15 protein-coding genes and 2 tRNA genes are annotated in these 16,870 nt (G+C 64.1%); 10 read left to right on the forward strand and 7 right to left on the reverse strand.

Annotation, left to right across the window (positions count from 1 at the left end; genetic code table 11):
• Positions 1 to 74 precede the first annotated feature (74 nt).
• Positions 75 to 1,526 carry an ATP-binding protein gene (locus MUN85_RS09195; RefSeq protein WP_250506440.1) on the reverse strand — a complete coding sequence of 484 codons (1,452 nt, stop codon included), beginning with the start codon at positions 1,524 to 1,526 and terminating at the stop codon, positions 75 to 77.
• A gap of 288 nt (positions 1,527 to 1,814) precedes the next feature.
• The gene (locus MUN85_RS09200; RefSeq protein WP_250506441.1) at positions 1,815 to 2,093 is read right to left on the reverse strand and encodes a hypothetical protein; all 279 of its coding nucleotides are present in this window, start codon (positions 2,091 to 2,093) and stop codon (positions 1,815 to 1,817) included.
• Between the two features lie 378 nt (positions 2,094 to 2,471).
• On the opposite strand from MUN85_RS09200, the gene MUN85_RS09205 reads away from it, so the two are divergent.
• A complete protein-coding gene (locus MUN85_RS09205) occupies positions 2,472 to 2,819 on the forward strand; it encodes a hypothetical protein (protein ID WP_250506442.1) in 348 nt (115 codons plus the stop codon).
• Here MUN85_RS09205 and MUN85_RS09210 read toward each other — a convergent pair.
• Positions 2,815 to 2,887 (reverse strand) — tRNA-His (locus MUN85_RS09210). The two genes, MUN85_RS09205 and MUN85_RS09210, sit on opposite strands and share 5 nt — an antisense overlap.
• A gap of 86 nt (positions 2,888 to 2,973) precedes the next feature.
• Positions 2,974 to 3,645 (reverse strand): oligoribonuclease, encoded by a 672-nt coding sequence (orn, locus tag MUN85_RS09215; RefSeq protein WP_348647975.1) that lies wholly within the window; start codon positions 3,643 to 3,645, stop codon positions 2,974 to 2,976.
• Between the two features lie 636 nt (positions 3,646 to 4,281).
• Between orn and MUN85_RS09220 the strand changes: the two genes are divergently transcribed.
• From MUN85_RS09220 to MUN85_RS09230, 3 genes are read left to right on the forward strand one after another with little or no spacing between them, the layout of a single operon-like run.
• On the forward strand, positions 4,282 to 4,935 hold the full coding sequence (locus tag MUN85_RS09220; protein ID WP_250506443.1) for a TetR/AcrR family transcriptional regulator: 654 nt from the start codon (positions 4,282 to 4,284) through the stop codon (positions 4,933 to 4,935).
• A 43-nt stretch (positions 4,936 to 4,978) separates the two neighbouring features.
• Positions 4,979 to 5,908, forward strand: coding sequence for an ABC transporter ATP-binding protein (locus MUN85_RS09225; protein WP_250506444.1), 930 nt, complete (start codon positions 4,979 to 4,981; stop codon positions 5,906 to 5,908).
• A gap of 29 nt (positions 5,909 to 5,937) precedes the next feature.
• On the forward strand, positions 5,938 to 7,563 hold the full coding sequence (locus MUN85_RS09230; RefSeq protein WP_250506445.1) for an ABC transporter permease: 1,626 nt from the start codon (positions 5,938 to 5,940) through the stop codon (positions 7,561 to 7,563).
• Positions 7,564 to 7,752: 189 nt separating this feature from the next.
• Here the strand turns inward: MUN85_RS09230 and MUN85_RS09235 are convergent.
• Positions 7,753 to 7,828: transfer RNA gene (locus MUN85_RS09235), tRNA-Arg, on the reverse strand.
• Positions 7,829 to 7,945: 117 nt separating this feature from the next.
• On the opposite strand from MUN85_RS09235, the gene MUN85_RS09240 reads away from it, so the two are divergent.
• The 5 genes from MUN85_RS09240 (at position 7,946) to MUN85_RS09260 (ending at position 13,821) form a co-directional block, all read left to right on the forward strand.
• Positions 7,946 to 9,550 (forward strand): GTPase, encoded by a 1,605-nt coding sequence (locus MUN85_RS09240; protein WP_250506446.1) that lies wholly within the window; start codon positions 7,946 to 7,948, stop codon positions 9,548 to 9,550.
• Positions 9,534 to 10,958 (forward strand): GTPase, encoded by a 1,425-nt coding sequence (locus tag MUN85_RS09245; protein ID WP_250506447.1) that lies wholly within the window; start codon positions 9,534 to 9,536, stop codon positions 10,956 to 10,958. Before MUN85_RS09240 ends, MUN85_RS09245 begins: the two co-directional genes overlap by 17 nt.
• A gap of 132 nt (positions 10,959 to 11,090) precedes the next feature.
• Positions 11,091 to 11,543 carry a single-stranded DNA-binding protein gene (locus tag MUN85_RS09250; RefSeq protein ID WP_176780769.1) on the forward strand — a complete coding sequence of 151 codons (453 nt, stop codon included), beginning with the start codon at positions 11,091 to 11,093 and terminating at the stop codon, positions 11,541 to 11,543.
• Positions 11,544 to 11,683: 140 nt separating this feature from the next.
• The gene (gene ettA / locus MUN85_RS09255) at positions 11,684 to 13,366 is read left to right on the forward strand and encodes an energy-dependent translational throttle protein EttA (protein ID WP_250506448.1); all 1,683 of its coding nucleotides are present in this window, start codon (positions 11,684 to 11,686) and stop codon (positions 13,364 to 13,366) included.
• A gap of 8 nt (positions 13,367 to 13,374) precedes the next feature.
• Complete coding sequence (locus MUN85_RS09260; RefSeq protein ID WP_250506449.1) at positions 13,375 to 13,821, forward strand: acyl-CoA thioesterase; 447 nt, start codon at positions 13,375 to 13,377, stop codon at positions 13,819 to 13,821.
• On the opposite strand, the gene MUN85_RS09265 is transcribed toward MUN85_RS09260, so the two are convergent.
• A complete protein-coding gene (locus MUN85_RS09265) occupies positions 13,818 to 14,783 on the reverse strand; it encodes an acyl-CoA thioesterase (protein WP_250506450.1) in 966 nt (321 codons plus the stop codon). The two genes, MUN85_RS09260 and MUN85_RS09265, sit on opposite strands and share 4 nt — an antisense overlap.
• 6 nt (positions 14,784 to 14,789) lie before the next feature.
• The gene (gene ptsP / locus MUN85_RS09270; RefSeq protein WP_250506451.1) at positions 14,790 to 16,496 is read right to left on the reverse strand and encodes a phosphoenolpyruvate--protein phosphotransferase; all 1,707 of its coding nucleotides are present in this window, start codon (positions 16,494 to 16,496) and stop codon (positions 14,790 to 14,792) included.
• 131 nt (positions 16,497 to 16,627) lie between these two features.
• On the opposite strand from ptsP, the gene MUN85_RS09275 reads away from it, so the two are divergent.
• Positions 16,628 to 16,867, forward strand: a complete 240-nt coding sequence (locus MUN85_RS09275; RefSeq protein WP_092565389.1) for a PTS sugar transporter subunit IIB — start codon at positions 16,628 to 16,630, stop codon at positions 16,865 to 16,867.
• Positions 16,868 to 16,870: the final 3 nt, after the last annotated feature.

Genomic DNA, 16,870 nt, shown 5'->3' on the forward strand with positions numbered 1-16,870 from the left:
GCTGAATCCCCGCCGTTCCGAGGCCGTCGACCCGGCCGGGAGCGCGAGGGGGACGTACTTGGCGTCGTCGTCGGTCATGACTTCTGCAGCATCCGTCCGTAGGTGCTGCTCCATGCCTGTACCAAGTCGATCAGCGGCTGCCCGGCCTGCTCCAACTGGACGGCGCTGCGCGCGAACGACAGCAGGAACAGTTCAATCGAGGTGCGGAGTTCCGCCGCCGCCTCGCCTTCGATCTCCTGGAGAGGCTGGTAGAGGGCGGCGAAGGCAGGATGGTCGGCGTTGAGCGTGAGGCTGAGCGTTCGCTGCTCCATCGTCGAGCGGAACATCGCATCCATCGGAAGGACATCCGACTCCAACCGGTACTGGATGGCGCCACTTCGTCCGCGTGAGGCGATTACCGGCAGGCTGGGGTCGGCGGCGGTAGCGATACGGCACGATGCCTCGGCGGCGGCCTGGAACTTCACGTCCTCAAAGGCCTGACGCACTCGGGCGTTAAGGAGTCGGGCGATCGACTCCAGTTCGGGCTCGATGGCCTCGCGCAGGGTCGCCGAGGGGCGGATTCCCTGCTTGTTGATCGTGATGCCGAAGTGCTCATCGAGACTAGGTTCGAATTCGATCTCGCAGCGCCACCAGTCGTCGTAGTTCTCCTTGCGTTTGCCGCCCAAGAGGTGCCAGCCGCTGGCGATTTCACGACCAGCACGCAGGATGGAGACGCCACCACCGCCAATGATGCCAACCCGACGCTTCGTCACGTTGTCGAGCCGATGCCATCTTTGTACGGGCAGCATGGCGAACCGCACGGTGACGACTGAGGTGTCGCCCTCGGTGGTCTCCAACTCGTACTGAAGTTCATCGAAGGCGAGCCGAGCCGTCACACCTTCGACTTTGGTTGTAAGCAGCGTCGGATCGACCGCCTCGACCCGCGTCCCGTTGATGGTCATGTTCAACCCGGCCGCGAGGAAGCGTCGGTATATCCGTCCCAGGTCGCGGTGGAGTGATCTTTCGAGCCAGGCGAGTCGGCGGTATTCGATCCGATCGCACTGCATCCAGCGGACACGGCAGCCAGACTCGCTGGCGCTGCTTGCTCCACGCTGGGCAACGAGCGCGGGATCGGTGCCCGACACGATGGCATCCACATCCAGCGCGACGGTGCTCTCGTATCCACCACGCCGCCACGCAGTGACCTCGACTCGGCGTGCTTGGCTGAGGCTGGCTGCGGGTAGTCCCATGCCGAATCGGCCGAACGACTGACGCGCGTCGAAGCGGGACGAGCCGCCGAACCGCAAGCAATGCTCCAGTTCGGGCTCGGACATGCCGATCCCGTTGTCCTCGACCACGATCTCAGGCAAGGCATCGGAGGCGTCGCGGCTGACGGTGATGGCTACGTCGGTAGCGGCGGCCTGAAGCGAGTTGTCGACCAGTTCAGCCAGAGCCGTGGAAATGCTGAGATATCCGGACTCACGAACCGCCCGGATGAAGTTCGAGGAGATCAGAAGATTATCGACTCGGGTGGTTTGCTGGCTCATGATCCTCCGTGCTTCAGGGCGTTGCTCTCTGACTTTAGAGTAGTTCCCCGAGGGCCCGGCGTACATAACCGCCGCGTGCCCGTCACGCCCCTCCTGCCCGAGCCACGAGGCTTACGTTGATGCGCTCGGTCTTCGCCGGTTCAGTCGGGTCGAGACTTTGCCCGCTGGCGAGCACGAGCCGCACTGCTGGGCGCGACGAGCCAGCGGTTATGACGTAAGGTTCCGCCTCCGAGAGCCACACGAGTCTCCGAGTGCGTTGCGGATCGAACACCATCTGATGGCTTGACGTCAAGGACCGAGCCAGAGAATCATGAGAGCATTCCAGCACAAGAGGATCTCTAGGAGGTTGAGCCAGCCGGGGCCGCCGTGGCTGAGGATCGTGGTGCAGATCGCGGTGACGTAGATGTAGCCACCACCCAGGAGGAATATGGCGGGGATGCCCCGCTTCAAGACGTGTCGGGTGATGCGGATCGCGTTGATACGAAGGTTGGTGGGCGCGTAGCGGAACCAACCGTAGCCGCCTGCACTGAGCGCCATAGAGCCCCGAAACATGATTGGGCCTCTCATCGTCGTCGTGATAGCGCGACGGACTCCCGTCTTGGAGGCGCCTGTTGATGAGTGCTCCCAGGGGGGGCGACCCCGAAGGGACCACTGGACTTTATGAACCTACCTCGCCATTCAGTCCACGACTGGCCTGCGACAGACGGAACCCCTCGTTGAGTACGCCCTGAGTTCCTGGACGGTGGCCGTGGACTGGAGGGCGCCGATCATAGAGACACTGTCAGAGCAGTTGCCGGGCGAACGGATGGCGCGGATCGCGCTGTTGATGAGCGCCGAGCCCAACGACCCCGCCACCGGACACGGGTCAAGCTGCTGCAAGCGCACTATGCCGACGCCGTACCTCTGGACTTGCGCAAGCAGGAACAAGCCCCTATTGGTGCCGAGATGGGGACCATCAACAACCGGAGCGCCGCAGACCACGACCAATACGCCGAGGCTCGGGCGAACTTGGAGGACTCGATGGGGCTGCTCGCACACACGGTGGACATCTACCGGCCGTGCGACGACGCGAAACGTCGGCTGTGCAATCAGGCGTTCTTCACCGCCATCTTCATTGACGACAACGGCGAACCGCGCGTCGAGTATCAGCGCCCCTACGACACGCTCTGCGATCCCGAGGTGCAGTCCAACGCCCTGAACTGGGCTGTCGAGGCGAAAACGAAAGGCGAGGTCCGAACCGGAACCAGAGCGGAGACTCTGGTCGAGGGTTTGAACCTCGCCGCATCAGGGTGAGTAACGGGGCTTGAACCCGCGACCTTCTGGACCACAACCAGACGCTCTACCGACTGAGCTATACCCACCATGTGCCGTCCGTAAAACGGGGGCAACGATCGATTAGTCTACCGAAGAAAAATGCGGCGACCTAATTCTGTGTCGGTGGCGTACCTCACCGGGTCACGCGCCCGACGGCGCTCGCGATCCGGTCCTTCTCGGCCTGCTTTGCTGCGGCTCGTTGCAGCGTCGTATCCGCGAGAACTGTTCCGGCAGCCTCAACACACTCTGCGGACGTTGGGCCTTCGCCCTCCGGCCACAACACCGAACGGTAGTAGCGCAATTCGTCGATGGACTCGGCGATATCTGCCAGTGCGCGGTGGTCGCCGGCCTTTTCCGGCGCCCGGAAGTAGGTGCGAGGGAACCAGCGACGGGCGAGTTCCTTGATGGAGGAGACGTCGATAATTCGGTAGTGCAAATGGTCTGTGACGGCGGGCATCTGCTTGTCGAGAAATGCTTTGTCGGTTCCAACGGAGTTACCCGCCAGCGGTGCCTTGCGTGAGACCGGCACGTGCTTCTTGATGTAACTAAGGACCTCGTTGGTCGCGCCCTCCAGGCTGCCGGCCGAAGCGAGTTCATCGAGGAGTCCCGAGCGGGTGTGCATCCGGCGCACAAAATCGTTCATCTGCTCAAGGGCCGTATCGCTGGGTTTGATCAGAACATCGATGCCGCCGTCGAGGGGGTTGAGGTCGGAATCGGTCACGATCGCCGCCACCTCGATGAGCTCATCGTGCTCCAAATCCAGACCGGTCATCTCGCAGTCGATCCAGACCAGCGCATCCTTCACGCGGGACGTTGCCCTCACCTCTTCACTTTCGATCTTCCCAAGTAGGCACTCATCTAAAGTTCCCGCCTCATCGGCCTCCAACATCTGCGCGACACCAGCGGGATCTAGGTGCATGAGATGACGAAGCTCGCCTTGCTCATCCCGAGCGACAACTGCTTCACCATCTTCTGAGCCGGCAAAATTGCGCGCCGCCTCGTAGCCGGCAGACTCGTAGATGGCCAGAGCACGCCGAGCAACGTACCTGCGGTTCTCGACGTAGGTCGCGACTTCCTCATCTGGAATCAGGTAGCCGTCCACTTGGGTCATTCCCTCAACGTGGTTGTCCATGAGAGTCCCTCCGGTATTTGCAAGCTCGCCTCGATGATGGAGAGCATCAAGGGTTCTAGGGAAGTCTACCGATTACCTCCGACGTGGTTGCTGAATGCCGCTTGCTGGATCTCACCGAAGCGATACCCATGCTTGCGAAAAGCTGCAGCGATGAGCTCACGCTTGCCCTCGACGCTGCCGTGGAACGCGATGGCCGTCTTGCGCGAGGATCGTCAGCCGAGTGATCCACGCCCGCGGTGACGTAAAGGGCATAGCGGCAGGGGCGAGGAGATCTTGACCCGCTGATTGAACGCGTGTTTAATATTGAACATGCGTTCAACATCGGCTTCTCATCCGGCCCCTGAAACGGCTGCACGGATTCGCGAAGCGGCCATCACATTGTTTGCCGAGCGCGGGTTTGCGCGCGCCACGGTCCGCTCAATCGCGGAGGCTGCCGAAGTTTCGCCAGGCCTTGTGATCCACCACTTTGGATCCAAAGAGGGGCTGCGAGAAGCTTGTGACGAACACGTATTCGACGCCCTCACTGAGGCGAAACGACAGGACGTTCGAGGGACGGCGCCGCTAGCGGTCGGGCTCTTCCAAGACCCCACGAGCCTTTCCTACATCTTCTATCTCACGCGATCTCTCCTCGACCCGACCGGCCAAGGCCAGCGCTTCTTCGACCACTATGTCGAGACGATCGAGGAGATTCTTCAGACCGGATTCGAAGGATACGAATTCCGTGTCGCTGAGGATCGGCGCGCCCAGGCAACCGCGCTAGCAATGGTGGCGCTAGGACCAGTCCTGCTCGAGGATAGGATTCGCCACTCCCTTCAGACAGACGACTTCACCGGCAGCATGAAGCGCCTGATTCCGGTCCTGACGGATCTGTACACTCACGGCTTCATTGCTCATGTGCCGCGCGACGCCGAGTCTCAAACGGCGGGAGAGAATCCCGGGAGCCCGCACGATCCGCCGCGCTGATGCGGCTCCGATCCAACCATCCCTCACGTCAAAGAAGGCTTTCATGACCATCCATTCTTCGGCGGGTACCGAGGCTCCCGCCATCAGCATTTCTGGCCTCGTCAAGAAATTCGGTTCAGTGACCGCGCTCGACGGACTCGACCTCAGGGTTGCACGGGGCGAAGTCCACGGATTCCTCGGCCCAAACGGGGCAGGTAAATCCACGACGATCCGGATCCTGCTCGGCATCCTGAGAAGTGATTCCGGGACCTCGCGCCTCCTCGGCAAGGATCCCTGGAACGACGCCGTCGGTCTGCACCGCCGGCTCGCCTATGTTCCCGGCGACGTGGAACTATGGCCCAGCCTCACCGGAGGCGAGGCCATCGACCTCTTTGCGCGGATGCGAGGCGGAGTGAACACGAAGAAGCGCGACGAGCTGATCGATCGATTCGATCTCGACCCGCGCAAGAAAGGTCGAACCTATTCCAAGGGCAACCGGCAGAAGGTCGCCCTGATCTCGGCCCTCGCTTCGGACGTCGACCTCCTGCTCCTGGACGAACCTACCGCTGGACTCGACCCCCTCATGGAGGCGGTCTTCCAGGACTGCATCCGGGAGGTCAAAGACGCCGGGCGTACGGTATTGCTCTCGAGCCATATCCTGGCCCAGGTAGAAGTCCTTGCCGACCGGATCTCGATCGTGCGGCACGGCAAGAATGTGGAGACCGGCACGTTGGATGAGTTGCGTCATCTGTCTCGCACTGCCGTGACCGCTCGGATTGAGCACCCCACCGATAGGCTCGCCGAGCACCGCGGGGTCCACAATTACCGCGTCGAGGACGGCCACGTCCGCTTCGACGTCGATACGAGCGAACTGGCTGACATTATGCGAGAACTCGCTGCCCACGATGTCACCGCATTGACCGCGACTCCGCCAACTCTGGAACAGCTGTTGCTGCGCCACTACGGTGATGAGCTGCATCGGAGTGCCCGATGAGCGGGGCGGTGCTTTCAATGACCGACCGGATGCCCGCGCGATCGGACGCCCTGGCCGGACTCGGGCAGCTGCTACGGTTCATGATCCGACGCGACCGCATTCGCATGCCCGCGTGGGTCCTGGGAATGGCGATGATGCTCGCGTATTTCGCAAATGCGCTGGGCCTCGTCCTGGACGAGAAAGCGCTACGCAGCTTCGCGGCGTTCGCTGCCAACCCGGTGATGGCGCTCATTGGTGGACCCGGCTACGGGTTCGAGGACATCACCGTTGGACGGTTCCTCGTCGGCATGTACGGCGCCTACTTGATGATCGGCGCTGCGCTCATGAGCATCACGACGATCTCGCGGCACACCCGCGTCGAGGAACAGACCGGGCGAGCAGAACTTGTGCGCGCGAACGTCGTGGGACGCCATTCGAGCCTCGCGGCAGCGCTGATCCTGGCGATCGGTATGAACGTCGTGATGGCAGCGCTCATGACCCTCGTCTTTTCGGCCTCGGAGGCCGGCCCTAAGGATATTGGCGCCTCGCTGCTGTTCGCGTGCAGCGTCGCGGCCGTCGGGATTGTCTTTGCCGCGGTTGCCGCCTTGACAATGCAGCTCTCGCCGTTTTCGCGAGCGGCGTCGGGTATGGCGGGGGCGGTGCTTGCCGCGTCGTTCATCGTGCGTGGGTTGGGCGACATGTCGCGCATCCAGGGTGGTTCCCTCGAGTGGCTCTCGTGGCTGTCACCGCTTGGCTGGTCGCAGCAAACCGCTCCGCTCACACTCGATCGGTGGTGGCCTTTGCTGATCTCATTCGGGGTCAGCCTCGTTCTCATCTATCTCGGTTTTGCGTTGCAGTCACGCCGTGACCTTGGGGCGGGAATCCTGCCTGACCGGCTCGGATCGGCGACCGCTCCCGCATGGCTGACCAGTGCGGTGAGCATTGCCTTCCGGCTGCAGCGCGCCACGCTCGCATGGTGGTCCGTCTCGATGTTGGCAGCCGGCGTGATCTTCGGGGCGTTCGTCCAGCCCATGGCCGACAACGCTGCCGGAATGCCGCCGGAGATCCTCGCGATGTTTGGTGGAACCGCGGGAATGATCGATGGCTATCTCGGTTTCATGGCGCTGTACTTCGCTGTTTTCGTCTCCGTCTTCGCACTGTTATCGCTCCAGGCGCTCAAGGGCGAGGAATACGGCGTGCGCACTGAACCGGTTCTCGCTACCGCGGTGACGCGTCGCGGGTGGGTATTCGCCTGGCTTACCATCACCGTCGTGGGCTCTGTTTGGCTGCTGGCGCTCGCGGGGCTCGGTGAAGGGCTTGGTGCTGCCATGGCGACGGGGGACTGGGGCCTCATTGGGCCGACCTTCCTCGGCCACATCGCCCAGGTTCCCGCGGTGTGGTCACTCGTTGGCGTCGGGGTGGCACTCTACGGATTTGCGCCGAGGCTGCTCGCCCTGACGTGGCTCGCCTTCGGCTATAGCACCGCGCTCGCAATGTTCGGCGACGTACTCAGCCTCGATGACTCCCTGCTCAAGACATCCGTCTTCCGTCACATCGGACAGTATCCTGCGGTCGATTTGTCGGCCAGTGCGATAGGGGTGCTCACCCTGGTCGCGGCAGTGCTCATGGCGGTCGGGATCTGGGGTTTTCAGCGGCGCGACCTCATCACTGCGTGATGGCACGACACGCCGAGCGGCGTCGTCACGAAAGCTGTGTTGCGGGAACATCGTCGAAAGGCACGTTCCCACAACCCAGCTGTTTGGTTAGGGGCTACTCGTGCTTGGCGGGCGTGAACCTCTGTTCGGACAATCGCTTCGATCGACTTTTTGCTGCGAAATAGCGCGCGGAAGGCGAGAAGGTCGCGGTGGTGCCCCCGGCAGGACTCGAACCTGCAACCTACGGATTAGAAGGCCGGTGCTCTATCCATTGAGCTACGGAGGCGTAATCCAAGTCTATCGGTCGAGCCCGCTCGCGCGGAATTCGCTCCGGGCGGGTCACACCGCGCTAATTGGGCAAGAACTGGAATAATGAGGACTATCTTGACGTCTGGAGGGACACGTGACTCAACCGAGCGGTGGCGCCGATCTGCCCGAGGTAGCCGCACTGCCGGGATTGCTCAGCGCGATCCACGACGATCTTGCCTCCGCTCCGTTCGTGTTATCCGCTCCCTATATCGATGACGCAGAGATCCTTCGCACCCGGGTGCTGACCCAGATCGATGCCCATCTGCTGCCTCGCGCTGGCGGCAAGAACATCCCCGTCGTCGCAGTCCTTGGCGGATCCACGGGGGCCGGAAAATCGACCCTCATGAACTCGATCCTCGGGCAAGAAGTCTCCGAAGCTAGCGTGCTGCGCCCGACGACGCGCCAAGCGGTCCTCGCTCACCACCCCGCCACCTCGATCGCGCATGTTCCGCTCGCCGAACTCACGACGACGGTGGAGCACGAACGGCTGCCCGAGGGCCTCGCGCTCATCGACGCCCCGGACCTCGATTCCTTTGACGATGCGAACCGCAAGGCAGCGGCGGAACTGCTCGAAGCCTCCGACCTATGGCTGTTTGTCACGACGGCCGCGCGCTATGGCGATGCGATCCCGTGGCACAACCTGCAGCACGCGCACCAGCGCGGCCTGCAGCTCGCCATCGTCTTTAACCGGGTGCCCCAAAAGATCCTTGCCGACGTGCGCGCCGATCTCATGAAGCGCCTCACCGAGGCGGGCCTCGGAGATGTCCCGCTGTTCATCATCGGAGACGTGGGCCCGCACGAGGGGCTCTTGCCCGATGACTCCGTTGCGGAACTACGCGAATGGCTCACCCTCGCCACCGAAGGCGAGCAGGGCCGCGGCATCATCGCGCGCACGACCCGCGGCGCGTGGGGCGCGCTGCGCGAGAACCTGGAAGAACTCACGCGCGTCTACGTCCGCCAGGCGCACGCGCTCGACAACCTCGCAGATATTGCCGACGACAACGCCTCGGCAACGGCCGTCGACCTTACCACCGCGCTACGCTCCGGCAGCGCCGCGGTCGGCGCGCCGACGACGCGTTGGCTCACCTCTGCCGCCTCCTCCGGCCCACTGTCCGACCTGCTGACCGAGAACTTCACGAACGTAAAACCCGGCATCGGGGGCCGTCGCCTGGCACGCCGCAACGCCGCCGCCGAAGCGCTCGGGCTCGACATTCACGCCGCGATGCGCACCGTTCTTGCCGACGCCATCCACGATGTCCCGGCCCAGATCGGCGAACAGTGGCGCGAGACGCACTCGGGCGCCGAGGTCCTCATGAGCGATATCCCGCACGTCACGACGGCCGAAGCGCGTGAGGGAGCGGACCGCGTCCTTACCGCGTGGGGGCAAGAACTCGATGCGATCGTCGCCCCGCACGTGCGAGAGAACGTGCTGTCCGCCTCCGGCACCGCCCACCTGTTGGCCGCTGCGGTCGGGGGAGTACGCGGCGCCGGGCAGGTCATCACCCGGCTCATCGGACCCGCGGCGATCGAACAGGGCCGCGAGGTCCTGACGGCCATGTGCTCCGAAGTCGTCACCCAGTCCGCGAGCCCGTACCACAGCGCGCTCGGCGGCACGGCGGGCCATAGCCGAAAGGTCGTGACAGGCCTGCGGCTGCGGGTCTCCGAATTGGGAAGGTACCTCGATGCAGTTAGACCTTGACGGCCGGATCGCGCGGATCGAGCAGGCTCTTGCCGCCGACGCCCGCCCCTGGGACACCGAGGAGATCGACCGCGCACATTCGGAGATCCTCGCCATCCAAAACCGGCGCCACATCGCGGGCGGTCACGTCGTCGCCGCCCTCATCGGCGGCACCGGCTCCGGCAAATCCTCGCTCTTTAATGCCCTGACGGGCACGGACCTCGCGGACGCCGGCGCACTGCGACCCACGACGGAAGCCGCGACGGCCTTCACCTGGGGCGAGCCTGCCAGCACGTTGACGACCTACCTTGCGATCGAACCCGAGCGCGTGACCTCACGCACCACCGAGCTGGAACGCGCGCACGAAAAGGCGCTCGATGGCCTCGTCCTGCTCGACCTGCCAGACCACGACTCGGTGAAGGACGCGCACTCCGGACTCGTCGATCGCCTGCTGCCACTCGTCGACGTCCTTGTGTGGGTCGTCGACCCGCAAAAATACGCCGACCACATCCTGCATTCGCGTTACCTCGCCAAGATGCGTCGCCGCGCCGACGCCATGGTCGTCGTCATGAACCACATCGACCGCGTGCCCGAGGCCCGCCGCGAGACCCTCCTCGCCGATCTCGCCGGCGTGCTCGAACTCGACGGACTCGCGGGCGTGCCCGTCATCGCCACCTCGGCCGCGACGGGCGAAGGCATCGAAGAATTGCGCCGCCTGCTCGCGATCGCCAATGCCGAACCCTCGATGGTCGAGCGCACCGCCAGCGCCGAGCTCGACGCCGTCGTCGCGACGCTGCACAACAAACTCTCCGAAACGGACTCCGCGGTCACGCCCGAACTCGTCGACGACACCTCGCGCGAGCTCGTCACGGCCTGCGGTGTCGACGCCGTCATCGACGCTCTCGAACACGCGATCGCCCACCCGCGCGATGCCTCCGTCCCGCCGAGCCAGTCACCGTCCTACGCCACCGTCGCTGCCGTCGGTTCGACGTGGGCGATGCGTGCCCAAGCTGACCTGCCCGAAGTCTGGGCCGACCGCATCGACGCCGCCATGCCGGGCGTGCAAGAGCTTGCCGATGACGTCCACGAGGCCGTCGCCGCCGTGCCCCGCCCGCCGCTGCGCGATACCGCCACGCGCGTGGCGACGCTGCTCGGTTTCATCCTCACGACCCTCGGGCTCGTCTTCCTCGTCCTTGCCCTGATGAACCTCATCTCGGCGAGCTGGCTCATCGGCCTCGGCATCGCCGCGGGCGGCCTCCTTCTCATCGGCTTTGCCTCGATGCGTCGTACCTCGCGCGCCAAGCAGGCCCCGCGAGACTACTACGATTCCGTACTCGAGGCCGTCGGCACCGTCGTCAAGACGAAACTCGTGGAACCCACGGTCGCCGTCCTGGCCGATCACGAAGAGCTCCGCTCCCAACTGCGATAGCTCGCCGCCGCTATCCACAGCGCCGCACAGCGCCCACTTCGCTCCGAGGGTGTCAACGCAGCAGGCGCCCCCAGGGCGCTTGTCGCCCACAGTGAGTCCTACCCGCACCCGCAGGGAGGAAGGATGACCATCATGAACTCCATGGATGTCACACTCAAGGGCAACCTTGGTGCCCACCCCGAAAAGATCACGGCCGTCACGACGGCCAACCTCGTCAAACTCCGCGTCGCCCACTCCATGCGGCGCAAAGGCCCCGACGGTGAGTTCACCTCTGAAACCCAGTGGTTCACCGTCAAGTGCTTCGGCCAATTGGCGGACAACGTCCTCAATTCACTCGGCAAAGGCGATCCCGTGCTCGTGCGCGGCCGCGTCGAAACCGAGTCCTGGACCAACCAGGCCGGCCAAGACCGCACCCAGGTCGTGGTCATCGCCTCCCACGTCGGAATTGACCTGACGACGGGCACCGCCCGCTTCACTCGCGTCAGGCGAGACGAACCCGAAAAGGAGGTCCGCCCGCCCCTTGAAGTCATGGACACCACCGTTCCCTACCCCGATGACGACCAGGAGCTGCGCGAAGCTGTCTAATTCGGTGTGCCGGGCCGGCCACCGGCCCGGCACACCTCACGTTTCGCTCGCGGGAAGAAAGATGAGATTGGCGCCGGCCATGTCTTAGTCTGGTCCAAGGCCGGCTCACCGGCAGCAAGCATCAACCCGTGGGGAGAACAGTGGCGGAATACATCTACTCGATGGTCAAGGCCCGCAAGGCGCACGGTGACAAAGTCATCCTCGATGACGTCACCATGGCATTTTTGCCCGGCGCCAAGATCGGCATGGTCGGCCCAAACGGTGCCGGTAAGTCAACGATCCTAAAGATCATGGCCGGGCTCGAACAGCCCTCCAACGGCGAGGCACGACTCTCACCGGGCTACAGCGTCGGAATCCTGCTGCAGGAACCCCCGCTGAACGAAGAAAAAGACGTCCGCGGCAACGTGGAAGAAGCCGTCGGCGACATCCTTGCCAAGATCAACCGATTCAACGAGATCGGTGAAGAAATGGCCAATCCGGATGCGGACTTCGATGCGCTCATGGAAGAGATGGGCAAGCTGCAAACCGAGATCGATGCCGCCGACGCGTGGGATCTGGACTCGCAGCTGAACCAGGCGATGGACGCCCTGAAGCTGCCCCCGGGCGATGCCGATGTCTCCGTGCTCTCCGGTGGTGAGCGCCGCCGCGTCGCGCTGTGCAAACTCCTCCTGGAAGAGCCGGACCTGCTGCTCCTTGACGAGCCCACCAACCACCTGGATGCCGAGTCCGTGCTGTGGCTCGAGCAGCACCTGGCCAAGTACCCCGGCGCCATCATCGCTGTCACCCACGATCGCTACTTCCTGGATCACGTCGCTGAATGGATCGCGGAAGTTGATCGCGGCCGGCTCTACCCATATGAGGGCAACTACTCCACCTACCTGGAAAAGAAGCAGGAACGTCTGCAGATCCAGGGCAAGAAGGACGCGAAGCTTGCGAAGCGCCTGAAGGAAGAATTGGAGTGGGTCCGCCAGAACGCTAAGGGCCGACAGGCCAAATCGAAGGCGCGTCTGCAGCGTTACGAGGAAATGGCGGCTGAGGCCGAGCGCACTCGCAAGCTCGACTTCGAAGAAATCCAGATTCCGCCGGGCCCGCGCCTGGGCAACCTGGTGTTGGAGGCGAAGAACCTCAAGAAGGGCTTCGGGGATCGCGTCCTGATCGATAACCTGTCCTTCTCGCTGCCGCGCAACGGCATCGTCGGCATCATCGGCCCCAACGGTGTCGGTAAGACGACGCTGTTTAAGACGATCGTTGGCCTGGAGCCGCTCGACGATGGCGAACTGAAGATCGGTGAGACCGTCAAGCTGTCCTACGTCGACCAGACGCGTGCCGGCATCGATCCGAACAAGACCCTGTGGGAGGTTGTCTCCGATGGGCTCGACTTCATCCAGGTCGGCCAGGTCGAGATGCCGTCTCGCGCATACGTCTCGGCTTTCGGTTTCAAGGGCCCGGATCAGCAGAAGCCCGCTGGGGTTCTCTCCGGTGGTGAGCGCAACCGGTTGAACCTGGCGCTGACGCTCAAGCAGGGTGGAAACCTGTTGCTGCTTGATGAGCCGACGAACGACCTCGACGTGGAGACCCTGGGATCGCTAGAAAACGCGTTGCTCCAGTTCCCCGGCTGTGCCGTGGTCATCACCCACGATCGCTGGTTCTTGGACCGCGTCGCCACCCACATCCTGGCCTACGAGGGAACGGATGAAGATCCGACCAAGTGGTACTGGTTCGAAGGTAACTTCGAGGCCTACGAGAAGAACAAGGTCGAGCGCCTTGGCCCGGAGGCAGCACGCCCGCCGGCCATGACCTACCGCAAGCTCACCCGGAACTAGGACAACTCATGACAGCCATTGACGTTCCGATCAAGGTGCGCTGGGCCGACCTTGACGCCTATGGGCACGTGAACAACGCTGCGATGCTCACGCTCTTAGAAGAGGTCCGTATCGCGGTGTTCTGGCATGGCCAGGGCCTCGATAACTCCGATGGGTCCTTCGGCCTTGGCGGATCGTCCGCGACGTTCATCGCGCGTCAGGAAATCGAATACCTCAAGCCCGTGATGTACCCAGATACGCCGATCCAGGTGCGGACCTGGGTCTCGCGCATGGGAGGCGCCTCGGTCGACATCGACTACACGATTCCCGCCGAAGACGGCTCGGTTGCGGTCCAGGCGCGCACCGTGGTGGTCCTCATGGACACGCAATCGATGAAACCGCGCCGGATTACGGATGCGGAACGCGAGCAGCTCGGCCGAATCGCCGATACGCCGCTGTCCTTCCGGCGCGGCTAAACCTCGTTATCCTCCGGCACGCGCACCATACCTTCTTGGGCGGCAGAGGCCACGAGAGCCCCGGTCTTATCGAAGATCTTGGCGGTTCCCAGGCCTCTGCCGCCCTGTGCTGACGGCGAGTGCTGCTCGAAGACGAACCAGTCCGAGACATCGATATCGCGGTGCCACCACATGGAGTGATCGAGCGACGCGACCGAAATGCCCGGGTGTTGCCAGGACACACCGTGGCGACGCAGGACGGGCTCCAGCATGACCTGGTCGCACGCGTAGATCAGCAGGGCTCGGTGCAAGAGCTGACTGGCGCCCTCGGGCAGGGCCGAGCGCGCCCGCATCCATACGCACTGGGTCGCATCCCGAGTCGGCGCGGGGTGGATAAACATATTGCCGGCGACGTGTCGGATATCGAAGGCGCCAGTGCGGGCCAAGAACTGCGCCGTCGGATCGGGATTTGCGGCGAAGAGTTCCATCGCGCTTGGCAGCATGTCGGGGGTGAAAACCCGGGGCGCGACATCCTGGTGCTCGCGGCCGCGCTGGCTTTCCTGGAACGAAGCGATGACCGACAAGATTGGCTTGCCATGCTGGATCGCGTGGACGCGACGCGTCGAGAACGATCGGCCATCGTGCAGGAGTTCCACCCGGAATTCGAGGGCAGAGTCGATCGTTCCGGGGCGCAGGAAGTAGCCGTGGCAGGAGTGCAGCTGGCGCGGCCCGTCGCCGTCGTCGGGTGTCGTGCGGCCCGCCGCCATCATGGCTTGGGACAGGACCTGACCGCCGTAGATACGTCCCAGGAAGAACGGCAGCGAGGGCGCGGCAAAGGTCGTCTCGTCGAGGCGCGTGAGGTCCAGGGCGGCAAGGACGTGGGACAGCGGCTCCACATCGGGCTGCGGGATCGGCAGCACGCCGTTCATGGGATCGGGCACGCCATCGGGCGTGGGTTGCAGCGGAATTGGCTTATCGTCCATTGGGCCTCACAATCCGAGTTCGGTTAGGGCATCGAGGCGGTCACGCACCGCTTGGCGGGCGCTGCGCGCTCCCGACGCGGCGAGCGCGATACCCGCGGCCTCACGTGCTTCGGCAAGCGTGACGGCCCCGAGAGCTGCGGCGACATCGGGGATGGAGCGCGGTGTCATGGACAGCGTCGAAACGCCCAGCCCGACGAGGACGATCGCGAGCGCAGGATCGGCGGCGGCCTCGCCGCAGACACCGACGGGACGATCTTGCTGCGCGCCCCCGGCGCACGTCAGCTTGATGAGGTCGAGGACTGCCGGATGCCACGGGTCAGCGAGGTCAGCGAGCACGCCCTGGAGGCGGTCGGCGCCCATCGTGTATTGGCTGAGGTCGTTCGTGCCGATGGAGGCGAAGTCGGCGCTCGCGAGGATCTGGCCCGCCCGCAGCGCGGAGGACGGGACCTCGACCATGATGCCGGCGTGGTTCAGACCGCGGGCGCGGCAGGCGTCGACAAAATCGGAGGCTTCGCTCACCGTGGAGATCATCGGAGCCATGACGTGCACGTCAGCTCCGGTGGCGCGCTGCGCCTGCGCAATCGCATCGAGCTGGCGCGTTAGAACGTCGGGGAACTTTCGGACCATGCGGTAGCCGCGAACCCCGAGGGCAGGGTTCGCTTCGTGGCCCATAGGGAGGAACGGCATGGGTTTATCGGAGCCCGCATCGAGGGTGCGCACGACGATCCGCCCGTCAGGCGCCGCGGTGAAGACGTCCGTGAACTTTTCGACCTGATCGGCGACGGAGGGCTCTTCGGGATAGCCGAGGAACCACAGCTCGGTACGCAACAGACCGATGCCTTCGGCCTTCATCTCGCGAGCGGCGCGGGCACCAGCCGCGTCCGAAATATTGGCGAGCAACGGAACGGGGTGGCCGTCGGCGAGCTGGCCCGTGCCGGAAAACTCGCGGCGCACGATCTGTTGCTGCGCGGCCGCGATCTGCTCCTCGGTAGGGTCGAGCGTGACGGTGCCCGCGGCGCCGTTGATCAGAACGATGTCGCCGTCCTTCAGTGCGCTCGATGACTGCGCCGCGACGACGGCCGGGATTCCGAGTTCGCGGGCGACGATCGCGGTGTGCGAGGTGGGGCCACCCTCTTGCAAGACGATGCCGAGCACCTTTGCGGCGTCCAATTGCGCGGCATCGGAGGGCGCGAGATCGGAGGCCCACAGGATGTGCTCCCGATCTGGGGTGGGAAGGCCCGGCGCGGGACGGCCGATGAGGCGGGCAATGATGCGGTCGCGCACATCGTAGACATCGAGCGCGCGTTCAGCGAGGTAGCCGCCCATTTCTCGGAGCTGGTCAGCGAGCGAGCCCGCGGCCTCCCATACGGCGCGAGTGGGAACGAGTTGACGTGAGCGCACAAGATCGCTCGCGCCTTCCAACAACACGGGGTCTTCAGCGATTTGAGCTGCCGTCGTCAATACCTCGGCGGCTTGACCCTCGGCGAGCTGGGCGCGCAGCGAGAGGTTCTCGGCCGTCTGCTTGGCCGCTTCATAGATGCGCTCGACCTCGGCGTCGGCGTGGCGTTCGGGAGGGAGGAATCGAGCGCGAGGCTCACTCACCCGGGGAAAGACGCGCGCGATCGGGCCGACGGCGCGGCCGGGGCTGACCCCGATGCCGTGGTAGCGGGTACGGCCATGCTTATCGCGATCAGCTTCGTGTACGCCTGTCATGGAAAACCTCCTCGGTCCGATCCCCATTGTGCCAACTTGCTCAGCCGGTAGCATCGCCGAAGCCCGCGGTTAGTGCGATACTGGTGTGAGGATAGTTACGGAGTCGGAACGCAAGAAATGAGATGGGTGACATGAGCAACGCAGCTGAAATTCTGGCCGGACTCGGAGGCAAGGACAACATCGAGGAGCTGGAGTCGTGCATCACGCGACTGCGTGTCCAGGTCAAGGACCCAGAGGCCGTCAGTGAAGAGGGCTTGCGGATCGACGGCGTCTATGGCGTAGTGCGATCCGGCCACGTGGTCCAGGTCGTCGTCGGCCCCGAAGCCGAGGCGATCGCCGAGAACATCAATGGCATGATGGCCGAAGAATAGGAT

The organism is Bowdeniella massiliensis (assembly GCF_023634005.1).
Taxonomy (GTDB): Bacteria; Actinomycetota; Actinomycetes; order Actinomycetales; family Actinomycetaceae; genus Bowdeniella; species Bowdeniella massiliensis.

Coding starts and splice junctions, on each gene's coding strand:
- MUN85_RS09195 (WP_250506440.1), bottom strand. CDS start 1,526: ATGAGCCAGCAAACCACCCGAGTCGATAATCTTCTGATCTCCTCGAAC.
- MUN85_RS09200 (WP_250506441.1), bottom strand. CDS start 2,093: ATGAGAGGCCCAATCATGTTTCGGGGCTCTATGGCGCTCAGTGCAGGC.
- MUN85_RS09205 (WP_250506442.1), top strand. CDS start 2,472: ATGGGGACCATCAACAACCGGAGCGCCGCAGACCACGACCAATACGCC.
- MUN85_RS09220 (WP_250506443.1), top strand. CDS start 4,282: ATGCGTTCAACATCGGCTTCTCATCCGGCCCCTGAAACGGCTGCACGG.
- MUN85_RS09225 (WP_250506444.1), top strand. CDS start 4,979: ATGACCATCCATTCTTCGGCGGGTACCGAGGCTCCCGCCATCAGCATT.
- MUN85_RS09230 (WP_250506445.1), top strand. CDS start 5,938: ATGCCCGCGCGATCGGACGCCCTGGCCGGACTCGGGCAGCTGCTACGG.
- MUN85_RS09245 (WP_250506447.1), top strand. CDS start 9,534: ATGCAGTTAGACCTTGACGGCCGGATCGCGCGGATCGAGCAGGCTCTT.
- MUN85_RS09250 (WP_176780769.1), top strand. CDS start 11,091: ATGAACTCCATGGATGTCACACTCAAGGGCAACCTTGGTGCCCACCCC.
- MUN85_RS09260 (WP_250506449.1), top strand. CDS start 13,375: ATGACAGCCATTGACGTTCCGATCAAGGTGCGCTGGGCCGACCTTGAC.
- MUN85_RS09265 (WP_250506450.1), bottom strand. CDS start 14,783: ATGGACGATAAGCCAATTCCGCTGCAACCCACGCCCGATGGCGTGCCC.
- ptsP (WP_250506451.1), bottom strand. CDS start 16,496: ATGACAGGCGTACACGAAGCTGATCGCGATAAGCATGGCCGTACCCGC.
- MUN85_RS09275 (WP_092565389.1), top strand. CDS start 16,628: ATGAGCAACGCAGCTGAAATTCTGGCCGGACTCGGAGGCAAGGACAAC.